The sequence below is a fragment of the Pseudomonas sp. B1(2018) genome (assembly GCF_003097365.1).
GTDB classification, from domain to species: domain Bacteria; phylum Pseudomonadota; class Gammaproteobacteria; order Pseudomonadales; family Pseudomonadaceae; genus Aquipseudomonas; species Aquipseudomonas laurylsulfatiphila.
Genome location: NZ_PYUK01000002.1, coordinates 330434 through 351040 on the forward strand (window position 1 = coordinate 330434; position 20607 = coordinate 351040).

Here is a 20607-nt window from a genome sequence, read left to right on the forward strand (position 1 = left end):
TCGGCAGCTCCTACAGGGCAATTTGAACACCGCGATCTTTTATTGCTTGCCCAACGCAAAGTTGGGCAAGGCACCCACCGGCTGGTTGAACTGATACGGAATCGACACCAGCCCCAGCCCGGTATTGCGCTGCACCACGAAGTGCAAATGCGGCCCGGTGCTGTTGCCGGTGTTGCCGGACAACGCCAAAGCACTACCTACCGTTACCCGCTGACCTTCCCGAACGCAGACCGAACCTTTCTTCAGATGCAGGTAAACGCCCATGGTCCCGTCATCGTGCAGCACCCGCACGAAATTACCGGAGGCATCGGTGCCGCGCCCGCTCTGTCTGTTCTCGGTCTTCACCACCACCCCGCCTCGCGCGGCAATGATCGGCGTGCCCTCAGGCATCGCGATGTCCATGGCGTAACGGCTCTTGGGGCCAAAGTGGCTGTAGGGCCCATTGGCACCCTGACTGATCCGGAACGGACCGCCACGCCAGGGCAACGGGTACCGATAGCCCACCGTAGGGCCCGAGGGGTCGCCCAGGGAATACTTGAACTTCGGGACGTACGCCAAAGGCATTCCACCTTTGGCTGCCGTGAGCTGCGCCAGGCGAACGCTGCTGCGCATCGGTATCACGCGCCGAATCGTCTTGCCCGGCACACCGCTGGCGTTCTTCACCCCGGCAAAACTCAATTCGACCTCTACCGGTGCATACAGGTCATTGCGCACATAGACACTGTGCACGCCGTTTTTCTTCATGATGATCAGGCGCACCTGACGCTCAAGGTGCTCGACCATTCCATCGCGGAAAACGAACACATGGGCGCCTTTGCTGGGGCGGTCGCTGTAGGAAACCACGCCATTGGCGTCTTTGGACTTGTAGATGGTCATGGCCACGGCCGAGGTGGCGACCATGAACAGGCCACAGAAAAACAGCAGGCGCGTGAACATGGGCAAGGATTCTGTCGAGTGGGAACTGAGATGGAGCCTAGCAGCTGCTATGGACCCGGCTAGTCGGCAGATGTTTCAAGAGACAAAATCAAAAGATCGCAGCCTTCGCCAGCCTGTAGGAGCTGCCGAAGGCTGCGATCTTTCACAGGCGACGAAAGATCACGCGCCAGGAATGAAGTGCTTCTGCGCCGTCCCCCGCGCAATCAGGCGCGAGATGTAATCGAGCTTCTGCGCATCCTGATCGACAAAGCGGAAGGTCAGTTGCAGCCAGTCGCTATCAGGCTTCGGTTCGTGGGCCACGACGGCATGCAGATAGCCGTTGAGGCGGGCGATTTCGGCATTGTCGCCCTGCTCCAGGTCCAGCACGGCGCTGTCGAGGATCTGCGGCAGGGTCTCGGTGCGCTTGACCACCAACAGGGCTTCCTTGAGGCTCAGGGCCTTGATCACGCACTGCTGGATGCCGTTCGGCAAACGCAGTTGACCCTGGCCACGGCCGCTGGCGGGTGCTGAAGAGGCCGCAGGCGCCTTGACCGGCGGGCTGTTGAGCAAGCCTTTGGACGGTGCAGGCGGGGCCGTTGGCGTGGTGACGGGGGCCTTGCCAACGGTCAGGGCTGCCAGGGAGTCGTTGGCGAATGCGGGGCTGGTTTTGGTCGCGGCTACGTTGATCAAGGCATCGAGTTTGCCGACCTTGTGCAGCGCCTGCTTGACCTTGGTGATCAGCTGTTCGTTGGTGAACGGCTTGCTGACATAACCGGATACTCCGGCCTGGATCGCCTGGACGACGTTCTCCTTGTCGCCACGGCTGGTCACCATCACGAAGGGCATGGCTTTGAGGTTGTCTTGCTCACGGCACCAGGTCAGCAGTTCCAGGCCGGACATTTCCGGCATTTCCCAGTCGCACAGGACCAGGTCGAATGCTTCCTTGGCCAGCATGGCCTGGGCCTTTCTGCCGTTGATCGCGTCTTCGATCCGCATGCCCGGGAAATAATTGCGCAGGCACTTTTTCACCAAGTCACGAATGAACGACGCGTCGTCCACGACCAACACACTGACCTTACTCATCCACCACCCCTTTTAAAAATCCCGGCCAGCATACCGCCTTGCTGATGGCACATTGCCAAAAAACCTTCAGTCACGCCGGACTTTTCGTTCACGGGTGCTGCTTTCGAATGCGTAGGCCACAAACAAAAACGCCCGGCCAACAGGCCGGGCGCTTTACTTGGGCAACCTTACTTATCGTCAGTTTTGCCCGGAACATTAGCGGTTTCGCCGGTTGTTCCTTCGACTTCTTCCTTCATGCGCTTGAGACCCATGTGCCGCACGTCGGTGCCGCGTACCAGGTAGATCACCAGCTCCGAGATATTGCGCGCGTGGTCGCCGATACGCTCCAGCGAACGCAGTACCCAGATAATGCTCAGAACCCGCGAGATAGAACGCGGATCTTCCATCATGTAGGTCGCCAGCTCACGCAGGGCGGTCTTGTATTCGCGGTCGATGATCTTGTCGTACTGCGCCACCGACAAGGCCAGCTCGGCATCGAAACGGGCAAAGGCGTCCAGTGCATCACGGACCATGTTGCGCACCTGGTCACCGATGTGGCGCACTTCGACGTAACCGCGCGGCGCCTCGCCTTCTTCGCACAGCTGAATGGCGCGACGGGCGATCTTGGTCGCTTCGTCACCGATGCGCTCCAGGTCGATTACCGATTTGGAAATGCTGATGATCAGTCGCAGGTCGGACGCTGCCGGCTGGCGACGGGCGAGAATGCGCAGGCATTCTTCGTCGATGTTGCGTTCCATCTGGTTGATCTGGTCGTCGATCTCGCGCACTTGCTGGGCCAGGCCGGAGTCGGCCTCGATCAGCGCGGTGACCGCGTCGTTGACCTGCTTCTCGACCAGCCCGCCCATGGCCAGGAGGTGGCTGCGCACTTCCTCCAGTTCGGCGTTGAACTGGGCAGAGATGTGGTGGGTTAAGCCTTCCTTCGAAATCATCTTTTGCTCCGCGATAGCTGTGAGCTGCAAGCTACAAGCTGCAAGCTGTGTTGTGTCGTACTCGGACCGCTCTTACTTGCCGCTTGAAGCTTGCGGCTTGCAGCTGTTCCTAGCCATACCGGCCCGTGATGTAGTCTTCGGTCTGCTTCTTCGCCGGGTTGGTGAACAGGGTGTCGGTATCGCCAAATTCCACCAGTTTGCCCATGTACATGAACGCGGTGTAGTCGGAAACCCGCGCCGCCTGCTGCATGTTGTGGGTCACGATGACGATGGTGAACTTGGATTTCAGTTCGTAGATCAGCTCTTCGACTTTCAGCGTGGAGATCGGGTCGAGTGCCGAGCAGGGTTCATCGAGCAACAACACTTCCGGTTCAACGGCGATGGTGCGGGCGATCACCAGACGCTGCTGCTGACCACCGGACAGGCCCAGTGCCGACTCGTGCAGGCGGTCCTTGACCTCATCCCACAGTGCCGCGCCCTTGAGTGCCCACTCGACAGCTTCGTCGAGCACGCGCTTCTTGTTGATGCCCTGGATGCGCAGGCCGTAAACCACGTTTTCGTAGATGGTTTTCGGAAACGGGTTGGGCTTCTGAAACACCATGCCGACGCGACGACGCAGTTCGGCCACGTCTTCGCCCTTGCGGTAGATGTTATTGCCGTACAGGTTGATCTCGCCTTCGACGCGGCAGCCATCCACCAGGTCGTTCATGCGGTTGAAAGTTCGCAGCAGTGTTGACTTGCCACAGCCGGACGGGCCGATGAAGGCGGTCACGCGCTGCTTCGGGATGTTCATGCTGACGTCGTACAGCGCTTGTTTTTCGCCGTAGAACAGGCTCAGGCCCGGCACTTCGATGGCTACGGTTTCCTGCTCGAGGTTCAGGCTCTGTTTGTCGCGACCCAGTGCCGACATGTTGATGCCGTGGGTATGTGCTTCGTGCTGCATGGGAGGCTCCCTGTGCTAACAAATTCGGTTCGTTTAACCGCTGGTCCAGCCAGCGGGTTACTCAAAATTCATGTCTGGCTGCGGCCCCTGTGGGAGCTGGCTTGCCAGCGATGGCATCACTGCGGTGTTACCGATAAACCGCATCGTCTGCATCGCTGGCAAGCCAGCTCCCACAGGATTCGTATTAACTATCCAGCGCCTTGTACTTCTCGCGCAGGTGGTTACGGATGTACACCGCCGACAGGTTCAGCGTCGCGATCACCAGCACCAGCAGCAGCGCCGTGGCGTACACCAGCGGTCGTGCGGCTTCGACGTTCGGGCTCTGGAAGCCGACGTCATAGATGTGGAAGCCCAGGTGCATGATCTTCTGGTCCAGGTGCAGGTACGGGTAGTTACCGTCCACCGGCAACGACGGCGCCAGTTTCACCACACCCACCAGCATCAGCGGCGCCACTTCACCCGCGGCACGAGCCACGGCGAGGATCATGCCGGTCATCATCGCCGGGCTGGCCATCGGCAATACGATCTTCCACAAGGTTTCAGCCTTGGTCGCGCCGAGGGCCAACGAGCCTTCACGCACGGTGCGAGGAATCCGCGCCAGGCCTTCTTCAGTGGCCACGATCACCACCGGCACTGCCAGCAGCGCCAGGGTCAGCGAAGCCCAGAGCAGGCCCGGCGTGCCGAAGGTCGGCGCCGGCAAGGCTTCCGGGAAGAACAGACGGTCGAGCGAGCCACCCAGCACATAGACGAAGAAGCCCAGGCCGAACACCCCGTAAACGATGGCCGGAACACCTGCCAGGTTGTTCACCGCGATGCGGATTACCCGGGTCAGCGCGTTCTGCTTGGCGTATTCACGCAGGTACACCGCCGCCAACACGCCGAACGGGGTCACGATCATCGCCATGATCAGGGTCATCATCACGGTGCCGAAAATGGCCGGGAAGATACCGCCCTCGGTGTTCGCTTCACGCGGGTCGTCGCTCAGGAACTCCCAGACCTTGCTGAAGTAGAAACCGATCTTGGTGGTCGTGCTCATGGCGTTCGGCTGGTAGGCGTGAACCACTTTGCCAATACCGATTTCGATTTCCTTACCGTTCGCATCGCGGGCGGTCAGGCTGTCGCGGTTGAACTGCGCATGCAGATCGTTCAGGCGCGCTTCAACATCCTGATAGCGGGCATTGAGTTCGGCGCGCTCCGATTCCATGTCCGCTTGTGCGGTGGCGTCGAGCTTGCCATCCAGCTCCAGCTTGCGACCGTGCAAGCGGACGCGCTCGAGACCGGCGTTGATCGCGCCGATGTCGGTTTTTTCGAGGCTCTTGAGCTGTGCCGCCAGCTTGTTCACGCGGTCGACACGGGCTTGCAACTCAGGCCATGCGGCTTCGCCTTCAGCGACAACCTTGCCGTCCTGTTTGACGTTGACCAGGTAACCGTAGAAGTTGCCCCACTCACGCCGTTCGATCGCCATCAGCTCCGGCGGTGTCGTCTGGTTGGTCAGCCACTCGCCGACGACCCAGGTGAAGTCGTTGCCGTTCAGGTCACGGTTGCCGACCTTGATCAGCTCGCGGGTCATGAACTCCGGGCCCTGCTCAGGCACCGGCAGGCCGGCGCTCTTCAAGCGGGCACGGGGGACTTCTTCCTTCTGTACCACTTCACCAATGACCAGGTGCTGGCCCTGGCCCGGTACGTCGTAGCTGGCGTGGATCAGGTCCGCCGGCCAGAAGTGACCCAGGCCGCGCACGGCAATCACTGCCAGCAGGCCAATGGTCATGATGACCGCGATGGACACCGCGCCACCGCTGATCCAGACGCCGGGGGCGCCGCTCTTGAACCATCCTTTCAGGGAGTTCTGTTTCACAGACTTCTACCTTTCTTAAAGCGACGAGTATTTCTTGCGCAGACGCTGACGAATCAGTTCTGCGAGGGTGTTCATGACGAAGGTGAACAACAGCAGCACCAGCGCCGAGAGGAACAGCACGCGGTAGTGGCTGCCGCCGACTTCCGACTCGGGCATTTCCACCGCAACGTTGGCCGCCAGGGTGCGCAGGCCTTCGAACAGGTTCATTTCCATGACCGGGGTGTTACCGGTGGCCATCAGCACGATCATGGTTTCCCCGACCGCACGGCCCATGCCGATCATCAGCGCCGAGAAGATGCCCGGGCTCGCGGTGAGGATCACCACGCGGGTCATGGTCTGCCACGGCGTGGCACCGAGGGCCAGGGAGCCCAGGGTCAGGCCACGCGGCACGCTGAACACGGCGTCTTCGGCGATGGAGTAAATGTTCGGGATGACCGCGAAGCCCATGGCCAGGCCGACCACCAGAGCGTTGCGCTGGTCGTAGGTAATGCCCAGGTCGTGGGAGATCCACATGCGCATGTCGCCGCCGAAGAACCAGTTCTCCATGAACGGGCTCATGTACAGCGACAGCCAGCCCACAAACAGGATCACCGGAATCAGCAGCGCGCTTTCCCAACCGTCCGGGACTTTCAGGCGGATCGACTCAGGCAGGCGACTGAAGGTGAAACCAGCGACCAGGATGCCGATCGGCAGCAGCATCAGCAGGCTGAAGATGCCCGGCAGGTGCCCTTCCACATACGGCGCGAGGAACAGACCGGCGAAGAAGCCGAGGATCACCGTCGGCATCGCTTCCATCAATTCGATCACCGGCTTGACCTTGCGGCGCATGCCCGGGGCCATGAAGTACGCGGTGTAGATCGCAGCGGCAACGGCCAGTGGAGCGGCCAGCAGCATGGCGTAGAACGCGGCTTTCAGGGTACCGAAAGTCAACGGCGACAGGCTCAGCTTGGGTTCGAAGTCGGTGTTGGCGGCGGTCGATTGCCAGACGTATTTAGGCTCGTCGTAGTTCTCGTACCAGACCTTGCTCCACAGTGCGCTCCACGAGACTTCCGGGTGCGGGTTGTCCAGCAGCAGCGGGTGCAGCTTGCCGCCCGCTTCCACGATCACGCGGTTGGCGCGAGGCGACAGACCGAAAATGCCCTGGCCTTCGGCAACCGGCTCAACCAGCAAAGTGCGGTGGGCAGTACTGTGGAACACGCCGAGCTTGCCGGCAGCGTCAAGGGCAATGAAGCCCTTGCGGCGTTCTTCGGCAGTGATTTCAACGATAGGCGTGTTGCCCATCTGGAAGGTGCGGATCTGCTTCAGGCGTTGTTCGCCATCCGGGTCCCGGGCCATGAACCACTGGGCCAGGCCACCCTTGGAATCGCCGATGATCAGCGAGATACCGCCTACCAGCTGGGTGCTGGCGGTGACTTGCGCTTCACCGTCTTCAAGCAGTTTGTAGCGACCGTTGAGGCTCTTGTCGCGCAGGCTGAACACGTCGGCCTGGGCACGCCCGTTGATCACGTACAGCCACTGCTGACGCGGGTCGACGAAGATGTTCTTCACCGGCTCGTTCATCTGCGGCAGGTCGATACGCTTCTGCTCGTTGGTGACTTCACCGGTCATCATGTTCTCTTCGCTGGTCAGCGACAGAACATTCAGTTGCGAACCGGTGGCGCCAACCAGCATCAGGGTCGAATCGTTGGCGTTGAGGCTGACGTGCTCCAGCGCACCGCCGGCTTCGTTCACCGCGATTGGCGCTTCGCCATACGGGTACTCGACGGCCGGGGTGATGGTTTTCTTGCCTTCCGGGTAGCTGACTTTATAGGTGTGACGGAACACCAGTGCCTGACCGTTCGACAGACCCACCGCCACCAGAGGGTGGCCTGGCTGGTCTTCACCGATGGAGGTCACGGTGGTGCCGGCCGGAATCGGCAAATCGACGCGCTTGAGTTCGGCGCCACTGTCGATGTCGAAGAACAATGCCTGGCCCTTGTCGGAAACCCGCATCGCCACCTGATTCTGCTCTTCCAGGGAGATCATCAGCGGCTTGCCGGAATCCTGCATCCAGGCCGGAACGATCGCATCTTTCGCAGTCAGGCTGGCACCCTGGAACAACGGCGCAACCACGTAGGCGAGGAAGAAGAAGATCAGTGTGATGGCTGCCAGCACCGCCAGACCGCCGATGAGGACGTACCAACGGGTGAAGCGATCCTTGAGCGCGCGGATGCGACGCTTGCGTTGTAGTTCAGGCGTATTGAAGTCAATTCGCTTGGGGGGATTAGTAGTCATTGTGGAATTGGCCAGATCATTCATTCGCACACCCTAGCGATCCTGTATGACAGAAAGATGACAGTGCAGTGACGCAACAAATCCGCCGCTGGTGGTAGCCAGCAGTGGATCGGGAATTTGGGGGTTGTGTAGGAGCTGTCGAGGGAACCGAGGCTGCGATCTTTTGATCTTGCCGTTGAGAAAAGCCAGATCAAAAGATCGCAGCCTCGCTCCGCTCGACAGCTCCTGCACAGGAATCCGGGATTACCCCGGATTCAGGGTTTTACTTTTTTGCGACTTCAGCGCCGCCTTCCGCGAGACCCAGGTCAGCCAGAGCTTTGGCAGCAACCTTGGCCGGCAGTGGGATGTAGCCGTCTTTCACTACAACTTCCTGACCCTGTTTCGACAGAACCAGTTTCACGAACTCGGCTTCCAGCGGGGCCAGAGGCTTGTTCGGGGCTTTGTTGACGTATACGTAGAGGAAGCGGGACAGCGGGTACTTGCCGTTCAGGGCGTTTTCTTCGGTGTCTTCGATGAAGTCCTGGCTGCCTTTCTTGGCCAGGGCCACAGTCTTCACGCTAGCGGTCTTGTAACCGATGCCCGAGTAACCGATACCGTTCAGCGAGGAGCTGATCGACTGCACGACCGAAGCCGAACCTGGCTGCTCGTTCACGTTAGGCTTGTAGTCGCCTTTGCACAGGGCTTCTTCCTTGAAGTAGCCGTAGGTGCCGGATACCGAGTTACGACCGAACAGCTGAACCGGCTTGTTGGCCAGGTCGCCGGTCACGCCCAGGTCGCCCCAGGTTTTCACGTCGGTTTTAGCGCCGCACAGACGAGTGGACGAGAAGATCGCGTCGACTTGTTCCATGGTCAGGTGCTGGATCGGGTTGTCCTTGTGTACGAATACCGCCAGGGCGTCCACGGCAACCGGGATTGCGGTTGGCTTGTAGCCGTACTTCTGTTCGAAGGCAGCCAGTTCGGTGTCCTTCATCTTGCGGCTCATCGGGCCCAGGTTGGAGGTGCCTTCAGTCAGCGCAGGTGGCGCGGTGGCGGAACCAGCGGCCTGAATCTGGATGTTTACGTTCGGGTATTCTTTCTTGTAGTTCTCAGCCCAGAGGGTCATGAGGTTGGCCAGGGTATCGGAGCCGACGCTGGACAGGTTGCCCGACACACCAGTGGTCTTGGTGTAGCTCGGGATAGCAGGGTCAACAGCGGCAACCGCGTTGGCAGTCGCAACGCCAGCAGCGACAAAAGTCATTGCCGCCATCAAACGCTTCAGTTTCATGCCTTACTCCTAGCAGATAGGGTGTGTTAAGTCGGGGCCAAGTATCAGCAGGCCGTGTGAACACTCTATGGCTGAAATATGACAATTGGATGAAAGGCCAGTATTCCATCAGGAAGCCTGGCCTTTGGTGTGTAACTTCAGATGTATGTGATGCACAGATTGCCAAGATCGCAGCCTACGGCAGCTCCTACAAAAGCACGCATTCTCTGTAGGAGCTGCCGCAGGCTGCGATCTTCTGGCGCCAGCCGATACCTGTGGTTAGCGACCCTTCTTCCAGAGATACGCCCCCACCACAATCCCGACCCCGCACAGCACCGCCACGTAGTAGGCCGGCCCCATCGGGCTTTCCTTGAGCAACAGACTGACGATCATCGGCGTCAGACCACCGAAAATGGCGTAGGCCACGTTATAGGAGAACGACAGGCCGCTGAAGCGCACTACCGGCGGGAACGCCTTGACCATCACGTACGGCACCGCACCGATGGTGCCGACCAACAGACCGGTCAGCGCATACATGGGGAACAGCCAGTCCGGATGGTCAGCCAGGCTGTGATAGAAGGTCCAGGAGCTGGCCAGCAACGCGGCGCAGCCCAGGACGAAGACTCGCCCCGCACCAAAGCGATCCGCCAGCGCGCCGGCGATAATGCAGCCAAAGCTCAAAAAGACGATGGCCACGCTGTTGGATTGCAGAGCCGTGGTCGGTGAGAAATGGTAGACCTTCTGCAGCACGGTCGGCGTCATCAGAATCAGTACCACGATCGCAGCAGAGAGCAGCCAGGTCAGCAGCATCGAAATGGCGATGGCACCGCGATGGTCACGCAACACCGCTCGCAATGGCACTTCTTCGGCCAGCGCCTTGCGTTGTTGCAGTTCGGCAAATACCGGCGTTTCGTGCAGCCAACGACGCAGATACACCGAAAACAGGCCGAACACGCCACCCAGCAGGAACGGAATCCGCCAGGCGTAGTCCGCGACTTCCTCTGGGGTATAAATGCTGTTGATTGCCGTGGCAACCAGCGAGCCAAGCAGGATGCCTGCCGTCAGACCGCTGGTCAGGGTGCCGCAGGCGTAGCCGATATGACGCTGCGGCACGTGCTCGGAAACGAAAACCCACGCCCCCGGCACCTCACCGCCAATGGCCGCGCCCTGGATCACCCGCATCAACAGCAGCAGGATCGGTGCCCACAGGCCAATCTGCGCGTAGGTCGGCAACAAGCCCATGATCAGGGTCGGCACGGCCATCATGAAGATACTCAAGGTGAACATCTTCTTGCGGCCCAGCAGGTCACCAAAGTGCGCCATCACGATGCCGCCCAGCGGCCGCGCCAGGTAGCCGGCGGCGAAAATGCCGAACGTTTGCATCATACGCAGCCACTCGGGCATGTCCGCCGGGAAGAACAGGTCGCCCACCACCGTGGCGAAGAAGACGAAGATGATGAAGTCGTAGAACTCCAGCGCACCACCCAGGGCAGACAGCGATAGAGTCTTGTAGTCGTTGCGGGTCAGCGGACGTGCGGGTTGTTCTGGCTGCGCGATGCTCGAGGGCGCTGTGGTCATGGCAAGGGCTTCTCTTATAGTCGGATCTGCAACCTCAACAACGCTGGTTGAGGCCTGGGCAGGTCCGGCACGATAGCAAATTGTTCGAAAAAGCACATAGAGGTGCGTTTTTGACGGTCAAAATGAGAACCGGACGGTCGTCGCGGAGTCTACCGACCGATATACTCGCAGCCTTGCTCCGGTTTTTGAGGGTTGCTGTGCGAAAGCGCCTGTCAGGTTCATAGGCGATTTCGCAGAGTTTCCCTTTAGGCGCCTTATGGAAAACGTGACGAACGTAGTATGTTCGGTGCTGAATCGTTTTTCCCGAAGACGGCTACCACCAGCAATACCAACGAAGAGTCACGGGTCAGAGGCACCCCCGGCATGATAGAGCTCGAACAAGAAGATCCGATCCCGCAAGGCGACCTGGCCCTGCAAATCACTGCACTCCCTCGCGAAACCAACGGCTTTGGCGACATTTTCGGCGGCTGGCTGGTGGCGCAGATGGATTTGGCGGGCACTGCGATGGCCAGCAAGGTCGCCGGCGGGCGCGTTGCCACCGTTGCCATCGACCGCATGGCATTTCTGGTTCCGGTGGCGGTGGGCGCTCAGCTTTCCTTTTATACCCAGGCCCTGGAAATCGGCCGCAGCTCGATCAAGATGATGGTCGAGGTCTGGAGCGACGATCCACTGTCCAGCGAGTGGCGTAAAGTAACCGAAGCGGTGTTTGTGTTCGTTGCCATCGACGGCAGCGGCCGCACCCGCTCGGTTCCGCCCAGGGCTCGATAAAGAGTTTCTAAACCTGGAAGCCGTTTTGCGGTCGATAGTCGTCCACGTTACTGATCGAGAGCTGTCCCATGAGCACGCCCAATGTTGAAGCCGTAAAACTGGATGAACTGAACTGCTGGCGCATCCGCCACGGTCAAGCCGAATTACTGGTGGCCCAGCAAGGTGCGCACATCCTCAGCTATCAGCTGGCCGGCCAGCCGCCGCTGATCTGGCTCAACGACGAGGCCGTCTTCAAGACCGGCAAGAGCATCCGTGCCGGCGTGCCGGTGTGCTGGCCGTGGTTCGGTGTCTTCGACCGCAACCCGCAAAGTGTCAAGGCGATGCGTGTCAGCAATGACGCGCCATCGGCTCACGGCTTCGTGCGAGCGATGGATTGGGAACTGGGTGGCATCGAAGCCGAAGGCGAAAGCCTGAAGGTCGAATTCCTCCTGCCCTACCCCGAAGGCGGCTTTCCCGGTTGGCCGCACCAGGTGGATCTGACCCTGACCATCCGCCTCGACGAGCAATTGCACATCCAGCTGGCCAGCCACAACCGGGGCACCGATACCGTCAGCATCAGCCAGGCGCTGCACAGTTACTTTGCCGTCAGCGATGTGCGCGAGGTGCACGTCGAAGGTGTGGACGGCCTCGACTACATCGAAACCCTGGACAACTGGAAAACTGTCACCCAGACCGGGGATCTGCGTTTTACCGGCGAGACCGACCGCATCTACCTCGACGCCCCGCCACAGTTGAGCATCGTCGATCCAGCCTGGGAACGGCGCATCGTACTGACCAGCAGCGGATCGCGTACGGCGGTAATCTGGAACCCGTGGACCGACCGCGCCGCTGCGTTCAGCGACATGACCGACGACGGCTGGCAGCGCATGCTGTGCATCGAGACGGCGAACGTGATGGGCGATGTGGTGAGCCTGAAACCAGGGGCAAGCCATACCCTGGGCGTGAGCATCGGTAGCAAACCGCTTTAAGATCAAAAGATCGCAGCCTCTGTAGGAGCTGCCGAAGGCTGCGATCTTTTTGCTTCACTCGATTACAGATCCGATTCCTGCACCACCCGCACCTTCTGCGCATCCAGCGCATACGCCGCATCCGCCAGGTCATTGCTGACCTTCTCGATCTTCAGCGTGCCGGTCACCCACAGCGGCGTGTAGATATCATCCAGCTTCAGGCCCTTGGGATAACGCACCAGCACCAGTTGATTGGGTGGCGGTGGCGGCACGTGGATGCAGGCACCCGGGTACGGCACCAGGAAGAACAACGTACTGCGGCCCTTGGCGTCGGACTCCAGCGGCACTGGATAACCGCCAATGCGGATATTTCTGTCGTTCATCGACGCAACGGTCTTGGTCGAGTACATCACCGCCGGCAAGCCTTTGGCCTGTTTCATCCCGCCCTTGTCGGTGAAGGTGCCATTGGCTTCAGGGGAGTCGTGGTCGATTTCGGGCATGGCCTCAAGGGCCTTCTGGTCCGACTTGGGCATCAGTTCGAGCCAGTCGGTCTCCGGCAGTTCGCCGGCGTGGGCAAAGCCCGTACCCAGTAAAACAAGAGTCAGCAAAAGACGGCGCATGAAAGTGCTCGGCAAAGGGAAGAACAGGAAACGCCGAGCATTCTAGCCCTCCCGACCGGCTTGGCGGAGAGGGCTTTGTCGCCTGGATCAGTTCTTTTTGATCAGTCCGTAGACCACCAGCAACACAACGGCGCCCACCAGTGCCCCGATGAAGCCTGCACCTTGGCCAGCCTGATAGATACCCAGGGCCTGACCGCCATAGGTAGCCGCCAGCGAACCGCCGATACCGAGCAGGATCGTCATGATCCAGCCCATGCTGTCATCGCCCGGTTTCAGGAACCGAGCCAGCAGACCGACGATCAAGCCGATAAAGATGGTTCCGATAATTCCCATGGCATTCTCCTCTCAATGAAGTAGCTATCCGAAAGCCTAGTCAGACTTTCGCAACCTGCCATGAGAGAACGGCGCAACCCGAAGGTTCCGCCATTGCCAGAGAAAACTATTCGGCGATCAGTGCTTGAACCTTGAGAATCTGGGCCGCCAGCGTCTCGCGGTCTGCACAACGAAGGTTGGCGTGACCGACCTTGCGGCCGACCTTGAACGCCTTGCCATAGTGATGCAGATGGCAATCGGCGATGTTCAGGACCTTCTCGGTCTCTGGCACTGTGCCGATGAAGTTGAGCATCGCGCTTTCGCCGACCTTGGCCGTCGAACCCAACGGCAGACCGGCAACGGCCCGCAGGTGGTTTTCGAACTGGCTGCACTCGGCGCCTTCGGTGGTCCAGTGCCCGGAGTTGTGCACGCGCGGGGCGATTTCGTTGGCCTTGAGACCACCGTCGACTTCGAAGAACTCGAACGCCATCACGCCGACGTAATCCAGCTGCTTGAGCACACGGCTGGAGTAGTCTTCGGCCAGGGCTTGCAACGGGTGATCGGTGCTGGCCACGGACAGCTTGAGGATGCCGCTTTCGTGGGTGTTGTGCACCAATGGGTAGAAGCGGGTTTCACCGTCGCGGGCACGCACGGCGATCAGCGAGACTTCACCGGTGAACGGCACGAAGCCTTCCAGCAGGCAGGCCACGCTACCCAGCTCGGCGAAGGTGCCGACCACATCTTCAGGGGTACGCAGGACTTTCTGGCCCTTGCCGTCGTAACCCAGGGTACGGGTCTTGAGCACCGCCGGCAGGCCGATGGAGGCCACGGCGGCGTCCAGGTCGGCCTGGGACTGGATGTCAGCGAACGCCGGGGTAGGAATCCCCAGGTCCTTGAACATGCTCTTCTCGAACCAGCGGTCGCGGGCGATGCGCAGGGCTTCGGCGCTCGGGTAGACCGGGACGAATTGCGAGAGGAACGCGACGGTTTCCGCCGGAACGCTTTCGAACTCGAAGGTCACCAGATCGACTTCATCGGCCAGCTGGCGCAGGTGATCCTGATCGCCGTAGTCGGCTCGCAGGTGTTCGCCCAACGCGGCTGCGCAAGCATCCGGCGCCGGGTCCAGAAAAGCGAAGTTCATGCCCAGCGGAGTGCCCGCCAACGCCAACATGCGACCCAACTGGCCGCCACCGATTACACCGATCTTCATCGTCAACAACCTCAGGCGATGCGTGGGTCTGGATTTTCCAGGACGCTGTCTGTCTGCTCAGCACGGAAGGTTTTCAGCACCGCATGAAACTGCGGGTGCTTGGCGCCAAGGATACTCGCCGACAGCAGCGCTGCGTTGATCGCACCGGCCTTGCCGATGGCCAGGGTGGCAACCGGAATGCCTGCCGGCATCTGCACAATGGAAAGCAGCGAATCAACGCCCGACAGCATTGCGGACTGAACGGGAACGCCCAACACCGGCAGGTGGGTCTTGGCTGCACACATGCCTGGCAAGTGGGCCGCGCCGCCGGCACCGGCGATGATCACCTCGATGCCCCGTGATTCGGCCTCTTCGGCGTACTGGAACAGCAGGTCCGGGGTGCGGTGGGCAGAAACCACTTTCACCTCGTAAGGGATGCCGAGCTTTTCCAGCATATCGGCGGTGTGGCTAAGGGTGGACCAATCGGACTTGGAGCCCATGATCACGCCAACCAGTGCACTCATCGTCGTGCCTCTTCTCTCTGGGCGCCCGCAGGCGCATCAAAAAACAACAAGCCACGCAGGATGCGTGGCTTGATTGTACGAATTATGGCCAGTCGCAACCGGCCGAAGGCCGCGCAGTATACCGCAATACGGCAGATAAACAGCCCCCGTTACGACCAACTGTCATTTGCCATGAAACACGATTTTACTGACCCGAGAATCAGGATTGGCGAGCGCCGTCACAGACAATAAATCGCATCATTACTGATTATTTAAAACATACAAAGAAATATAAGAAAAGCCATTCCAAGAGCCATTTATATCCGACCCTGATATATAACCACCGAAGCCGGCGAACAACTCTTGATCACTACTTTGATTTCTTATTTGAATTATAACTTTCCAAGGAATTATTTATGCCACGCTCATTAATATTGACGGTTTTTGTTCATGAAGATCTGACAGATTACAAAATGCGAGATCTGCGCGAGCAGTTTGACTGGGTGGTCGCCGAGATTGAAGAGATTTCCGGCCGTCGAATGACCCTTGTATTTGTACCGCCCTCAGAAGCACCGGGGATCAGCGACTTCAACTATATCGACAGTGATGCACCACATGTGCTGTACGCTTATTCAAAAGAGATCGACTTTTATAAAGCCTCATCACCCTATAAATACGATGACAACCTTCACAAATTCCTTTTGTTGACCCGCCATAATATCAACAGCAGCACTTCGGGCATTGCTGCTCCAAGTGGACCTTATGCTATTGCATCAATAAACTATCGAGCACCCGCTCATGAAGTGGGCCATATGTTCGATGCACGGCACGAAGATTATGAAGTTCTTTATGACGGCTGGTGGAACGAAACCATTATGGCCCCAGGGACCGGGTTTTCTCCCCTCAGAGGCAACGCCAACCGTTTCAGCGACAAGAACAGAGAAAACATTCGCCAGTATCTCGAACAGTTCGATTGAAATGCGATAAAGCCCCCTTTTCAAAGAGTGAAGGCCTTGCTTTCACTCTTTTGCTTTCGTCAGGATGCCGCGCTCGCCGCGCCACCTTCGAGTTTGCGCCAGAGCAAACGCACGTTGGCCTTGCGCACCAACGCACAGCGATACAGACGAATCTCCAGCGGCACATGCCATTGCGGGCCGCCGCATACCACCAGTTCACCACGCGCCAGCTCGGCACGCACGCTGAGTTGGGGCACCCAGGCAATGCCCAGGCCTTCCAGGGCCATGCTTTTCAGGCTGTCGGCCATGGCGGTTTCGTAGATCGTGGTGAAGCGCAGCGCCCGTTGGCGCAGCAGCATGTTCACCGAGCGGCCGAGAAATGCCCCGGCGCTATATGCCAGCAGCGGTACGCTGGCTTCGCCTTCCAGATCGAACAACGGCTTGCCGTCGGCGTCCGCCGCGCAGACCGGCAGCATTTCGGTGTGACCAAGGTGCAGGGAGGGGAAGATTTCCGGATCCATCTGCATCGCGGCGTCCGGATCGTAGAAGGCCAGCATCAGATCGCAACCGCCTTCGCGCAAGGCATGCACCGCGTCGCCGACGTTGGTCGCCACCAGTCGCGTGGCGATGTTCAAGCCTTCGTTGCGCAACTGCGCAATCCACCGCGGAAAGAAGCCGAGCGCCAGGGAGTGAGCGGCCGCTACCTGCATCACTTCGCCCTGCCCGCCTTCCAGATGATGCAGATGGCGCAATACTTCGCCGAGCTGCTCGACCACGGTGCGTGCCGTGACCAGAAACAATTGTCCCGCCGCCGTCAGTTCGATCGGTGTACGCGAGCGGTTGACCAGAGTCAGCCCCAGCGCCGCCTCCAGGCTGCGGATTCGCCGGCTGAACGCCGGTTGCGTCACAAAGCGCCGTTCGGCTGCCTGGGAGAAGCTGCGGGTGGCAGCCAGGGCACTAAAGTCCTCCAGCCATTTGCTTTCCAGATTCATCACGTCCTCCCGGACACGCACCAATTTAGGTCACACGCTCGCCGTCAAGCCGGCGTCACACGGGCATTATGCCGAATGTGCATAGGCTAGTGTTTAACAGCATTGGCCCAAAATTTCGCACAAGCCTAGCATTCACAGCGTTCCGGCACAGACCGGGTCCATATTGAGATGATTTCTATCATGTCCTCCGCTGCATCATTCCGCACAGAAAATGACCTGCTTGGCGCCCTCGAAGTACCGGCTCAAGCGTATTACGGTATCCAGACCCTGCGAGCGGTGAACAACTTCCGCCTTTCGGGCGTTCCGATTTCGCACTACCCGAAACTGGTTGTCGGTCTGGCCATGGTCAAACAGGCCGCTGCTGACGCCAACCGTGAGCTGGGTCACCTGAGCGAAGCCAAGCACGCTGCCATCAGCGAAGCCTGTGCACGTCTGATCCGCGGCGACTTCCACGAAGAGTTCGTGGTGGACATGATTCAAGGCGGCGCTGGCACTTCGACCAACATGAATGCCAACGAAGTGATCGCCAACATCGCGCTGGAGGCCATGGGGCACCAGAAAGGCGAGTACCAGTACCTGCACCCGAACGACGACGTGAACATGGCGCAGTCGACCAACGACGCCTACCCGACGGCGATCCGCCTGGGTCTGTTGCTCGGTCACGACGCCCTGCTCGCCAGCCTCGACAGCCTGATTCAGGCGTTCGCGGCCAAGGGTGAAGAATTCAACCACGTCCTGAAGATGGGTCGTACCCAGCTGCAAGACGCCGTACCGATGACCCTGGGTCAAGAGTTCCGTGCATTCGCCACCACCATGGGCGAAGACCTGGCCCGCCTGAAGACGCTGGCCCCGGAACTGCTGACTGAAGTGAACCTGGGCGGCACCGCGATCGGCACCGGCATCAACGCCGACCCGCGCTATCAGGCCTTGGCAGTACAACGCCTGGCCCTGATCAGCGGTCAGCCGCTGGTTCCGGCCGCCGACCTGATCGAGGCTACCTCCGACATGGGCGCCTTCGTGCTGTTCTCCGGCATGCTCAAGCGTACTGCGGTCAAGCTGTCGAAAATCTGCAACGACCTGCGCCTGCTGTCCAGCGGCCCACGTACCGGCATCAACGAAATCAACCTGCCAGCGCGTCAGCCAGGCAGCTCGATCATGCCCGGCAAGGTCAACCCGGTTATTCCGGAAGCCGTTAACCAGGTGGCCTTCCAGGTCATCGGTAACGATCTGGCGCTGACCATGGCGGCCGAAGGCGGCCAGCTGCAACTGAACGTGATGGAACCGCTGATCGCTTTCAAGATCCTCGATTCGATCCGCCTGCTGCAACGCGCCATGGACATGCTGCGCGAGCACTGCATCGTCGGCATCACCGCCAACGAAGCCCGCTGCCGTGAACTGGTCGAACACTCGATCGGTCTGGTTACCGCACTGAACCCGTACATCGGCTACAAAAACGCCACCCGCATAGCCCGTATCGCCCTTGAAAGCGGCCGCGGCGTGCTGGAACTGGTGCGCGAAGAAGGTCTGCTCGACGAAGCCATGCTCGCCGACATCCTGCGCCCGGAAAACATGATTGCTCCGCGTCTGGTGCCCCTGAAGGCCTAACCCGACGCGTTACCTGTAGCACCGCTCACCAGGTCGAGGGACTAGACACCTCTCACCTTTTGAGGGCTTGGAGATCATTCTCCAGGCCCTTTTTTTTAACCGGCGGAAAAGATCGCAGCCTTCGGCAGCTCCTACATTTGAAATGCGGCCCCCTGTAGGAGCTGCCGAAGGCTGCGATCTTTTGATCTTGCACCACAACCGTGCAGACGGACGGCACTGTCATCGGTATAGTGCCGCCCCTCTTCGCGTGAGCGGTCGTCGGTAGCGAGACCACAACCCATGCGAAACCCGAACTAATAACAAACCCGCGATATGAAACCGGGACGAACTTCGAACCGCCCGTTGTGCCGTGCGCCCAGCGGTGTAACTCGATGTGTCTGACCGGCAAGCATTTGCCAACACAAAAAACAGCGAGGAATAATCCATGCTCGAAGTCATTAACGACTTCCTCTCAGGGAAAGTACTGATCGTGCTCATTGTCGGGCTCGGTAGCTACTTCACGATCCGCTCGCGTTTCGTTCAATTGCGTCACTTCTTCCACATGTTCGCGGTGTTCCGCGACAGCCTCAAAAGCAGCGCCGGGCAACTCAGTTCGTTCCAGGCCCTGATGCTGAGCCTCGCCGGCCGCGTCGGTGCGGGCAACATTGCCGGTGTCGGCATTGCCGTGACACTCGGTGGACCTGGCGCGGTGTTCTGGATGTGGGTGACCGCACTGGTCGGCATGTCCAGCAGCTTCTTCGAATGCTCCCTTGGTCAACTGTACAAACGCACCGACTCCGACGGCACCTTCCGGGGCGGCCCGTCCTACTACATCCAGCACGGTCTGCAGAAGCGCTGGCTGGGCATGCTCATGGCGTTCCTGTTGCTGGTGACGTTCGGCTTCGCCTTCAACGGCCTGCAAGCCCACGCCGTGACGCATTCGCTGAACAACGCGTTCGGCCTCGACACCACTTACACCGGCATCGGTCTGGCCGTGCTGCTGGGTCTGGTGTTCATCGGCGGGATCAAGCGCATCGCCAAGGTTGCCGACCTGTTGGTACCGGTGAAAACCCTGGTGTATATCGGCGTGACCATCTACGTGATCGTGCTGCAATTCGACCAGGTGCCGGGCATGCTGATGACCATCGTCAAGAGCGCCTTCGGTCTGGACCAGGCCTTCGGCGGCCTGATCGGCAGCGCCATCGTCATGGGCGTGAAACGTGGCGTGTTCGCCAACGAAGCAGGCCTGGGCAGCGCGCCTAACGTGGCGGCGGTGGCGGCGGTCGAGCACCCGGTGGCACAGGGTGTGGTGCAGGCGTTCAGCGTGTTCCTCGACACCTTCGTGATCTGCACCTGCACCGCGCTGCTGATCCTGCTTTCGGGCTTCTACACCCCAGGCTTCGAAGGCGACGGCATTGCCCTGACCCAGAACTCCCTGGCCGCCGTGGTCGGTGACTGGGGCCGGATGTTCATCTCCGTGGCCCTGGCGTTGTTCGTGTTCACCTCGATCCTCTACAACTACTACCTGGGCGAGAGCAACCTGCGTTTTCTGATCGGTGAAAACCGCAAGGCGCTGATGGGCTATCGCGCGTTGGTACTGGTGCTGATCTTCTGGGGCGCCATCGAAAACCTCGGTACCGTATTTGCCTTCGCCGACATCACCATGACCATGCTCGCGTTCGTCAACCTGATCGCGCTGTTCCTGCTGTTCAAGGTCGGCATGCGCATCCTGCGTGACTACGATGACCAGCGCGCCGCCGGCATCAAGACCCCGGTGTTCGACTCCGCGAAGTTCCCGGACCTGGATCTGGATCGCCAGGCATGGCCGGCCAACCCGCCAGCCGCTGCCGGCAAGACTGAAGTTGAGCCGCAAGGTGTACCCGCAGCGCAACGCTGACAGGTGAATGACGGGCGCA

The 20607-nt window shown here is 59.8% G+C and carries 18 protein-coding genes; 5 read left to right on the forward strand and 13 right to left on the reverse strand.

What is annotated here, in order from left to right:
* Positions 1-39 precede the first annotated feature (39 nt).
* The 8 genes from C9422_RS04045 to C9422_RS04080 form a co-directional block, all read right to left on the reverse strand.
* Positions 40-936 (reverse strand): peptidoglycan DD-metalloendopeptidase family protein, encoded by an 897-nt coding sequence (locus tag C9422_RS04045; protein ID WP_116579772.1) that lies wholly within the window; start codon positions 934-936, stop codon positions 40-42.
* Positions 937-1095: 159 nt separating this feature from the next.
* Positions 1096-1998 carry a response regulator gene (locus C9422_RS04050; RefSeq protein WP_116579773.1) on the reverse strand — a complete coding sequence of 301 codons (903 nt, stop codon included), beginning with the start codon at positions 1996-1998 and terminating at the stop codon, positions 1096-1098.
* A gap of 167 nt (positions 1999-2165) precedes the next feature.
* Positions 2166-2927: a phosphate signaling complex protein PhoU gene (phoU, locus tag C9422_RS04055; protein WP_116579774.1), complete on the reverse strand. Its 762-nt coding sequence runs from the start codon at positions 2925-2927 to the stop codon at positions 2166-2168.
* A 109-nt stretch (positions 2928-3036) separates the two neighbouring features.
* Entirely contained in the window at positions 3037-3870 is an 834-nt protein-coding gene (pstB, locus tag C9422_RS04060) for a phosphate ABC transporter ATP-binding protein PstB (RefSeq protein ID WP_007971742.1), read from the reverse strand.
* A gap of 184 nt (positions 3871-4054) precedes the next feature.
* Positions 4055-5725, reverse strand: coding sequence for a phosphate ABC transporter permease PstA (gene pstA / locus C9422_RS04065; RefSeq protein WP_007971741.1), 1671 nt, complete (start codon positions 5723-5725; stop codon positions 4055-4057).
* A gap of 15 nt (positions 5726-5740) precedes the next feature.
* A complete protein-coding gene (locus tag C9422_RS04070; RefSeq protein WP_116579775.1) occupies positions 5741-8023 on the reverse strand; it encodes an ABC transporter permease subunit in 2283 nt (760 codons plus the stop codon).
* A gap of 238 nt (positions 8024-8261) precedes the next feature.
* The gene (locus C9422_RS04075) at positions 8262-9263 is read right to left on the reverse strand and encodes a phosphate ABC transporter substrate-binding protein PstS (protein WP_116579776.1); all 1002 of its coding nucleotides are present in this window, start codon (positions 9261-9263) and stop codon (positions 8262-8264) included.
* A gap of 258 nt (positions 9264-9521) precedes the next feature.
* Positions 9522-10820, reverse strand: a complete 1299-nt coding sequence (locus C9422_RS04080) for an MFS transporter (RefSeq protein ID WP_116579777.1) — start codon at positions 10818-10820, stop codon at positions 9522-9524.
* Between the two features lie 363 nt (positions 10821-11183).
* Between C9422_RS04080 and C9422_RS04085 the strand changes: the two genes are divergently transcribed.
* Both C9422_RS04085 and C9422_RS04090 read left to right on the forward strand, forming a co-directional pair.
* The gene (locus C9422_RS04085) at positions 11184-11588 is read left to right on the forward strand and encodes an acyl-CoA thioesterase (RefSeq protein WP_007942704.1); all 405 of its coding nucleotides are present in this window, start codon (positions 11184-11186) and stop codon (positions 11586-11588) included.
* 68 nt (positions 11589-11656) lie between these two features.
* Positions 11657-12556 carry a D-hexose-6-phosphate mutarotase gene (locus tag C9422_RS04090; RefSeq protein WP_116579778.1) on the forward strand — a complete coding sequence of 300 codons (900 nt, stop codon included), beginning with the start codon at positions 11657-11659 and terminating at the stop codon, positions 12554-12556.
* Between the two features lie 62 nt (positions 12557-12618).
* Here C9422_RS04090 and C9422_RS04095 read toward each other — a convergent pair whose 3' ends face one another.
* The 4 genes from C9422_RS04095 to purE form a co-directional block, all read right to left on the reverse strand.
* Entirely contained in the window at positions 12619-13155 is a 537-nt protein-coding gene (locus C9422_RS04095; RefSeq protein WP_116579779.1) for a DUF3299 domain-containing protein, read from the reverse strand.
* Positions 13156-13242: 87 nt separating this feature from the next.
* Entirely contained in the window at positions 13243-13488 is a 246-nt protein-coding gene (locus tag C9422_RS04100; protein WP_095964360.1) for a GlsB/YeaQ/YmgE family stress response membrane protein, read from the reverse strand.
* 106 nt (positions 13489-13594) lie between these two features.
* Complete coding sequence (locus C9422_RS04105; protein ID WP_116579780.1) at positions 13595-14677, reverse strand: 5-(carboxyamino)imidazole ribonucleotide synthase; 1083 nt, start codon at positions 14675-14677, stop codon at positions 13595-13597.
* Between the two features lie 11 nt (positions 14678-14688).
* Positions 14689-15180, reverse strand: a complete 492-nt coding sequence (gene purE / locus C9422_RS04110) for a 5-(carboxyamino)imidazole ribonucleotide mutase (RefSeq protein ID WP_046818578.1) — start codon at positions 15178-15180, stop codon at positions 14689-14691.
* Between the two features lie 395 nt (positions 15181-15575).
* On the opposite strand from purE, the gene C9422_RS04115 reads away from it, so the two are divergent.
* Positions 15576-16136: a hypothetical protein gene (locus tag C9422_RS04115; RefSeq protein WP_116579781.1), complete on the forward strand. Its 561-nt coding sequence runs from the start codon at positions 15576-15578 to the stop codon at positions 16134-16136.
* 59 nt (positions 16137-16195) lie between these two features.
* Here C9422_RS04115 and C9422_RS04120 read toward each other — a convergent pair whose 3' ends face one another.
* Complete coding sequence (locus C9422_RS04120; RefSeq protein ID WP_116579782.1) at positions 16196-17107, reverse strand: LysR substrate-binding domain-containing protein; 912 nt, start codon at positions 17105-17107, stop codon at positions 16196-16198.
* Positions 17108-17287: 180 nt separating this feature from the next.
* Between C9422_RS04120 and aspA the strand changes: the two genes are divergently transcribed.
* Positions 17288-18712 carry an aspartate ammonia-lyase gene (gene aspA, locus C9422_RS04125; protein ID WP_003229645.1) on the forward strand — a complete coding sequence of 475 codons (1425 nt, stop codon included), beginning with the start codon at positions 17288-17290 and terminating at the stop codon, positions 18710-18712.
* Between the two features lie 424 nt (positions 18713-19136).
* A complete protein-coding gene (locus C9422_RS04130) occupies positions 19137-20588 on the forward strand; it encodes a sodium:alanine symporter family protein (protein WP_116579783.1) in 1452 nt (483 codons plus the stop codon).
* Positions 20589-20607 lie beyond the last annotated feature (19 nt).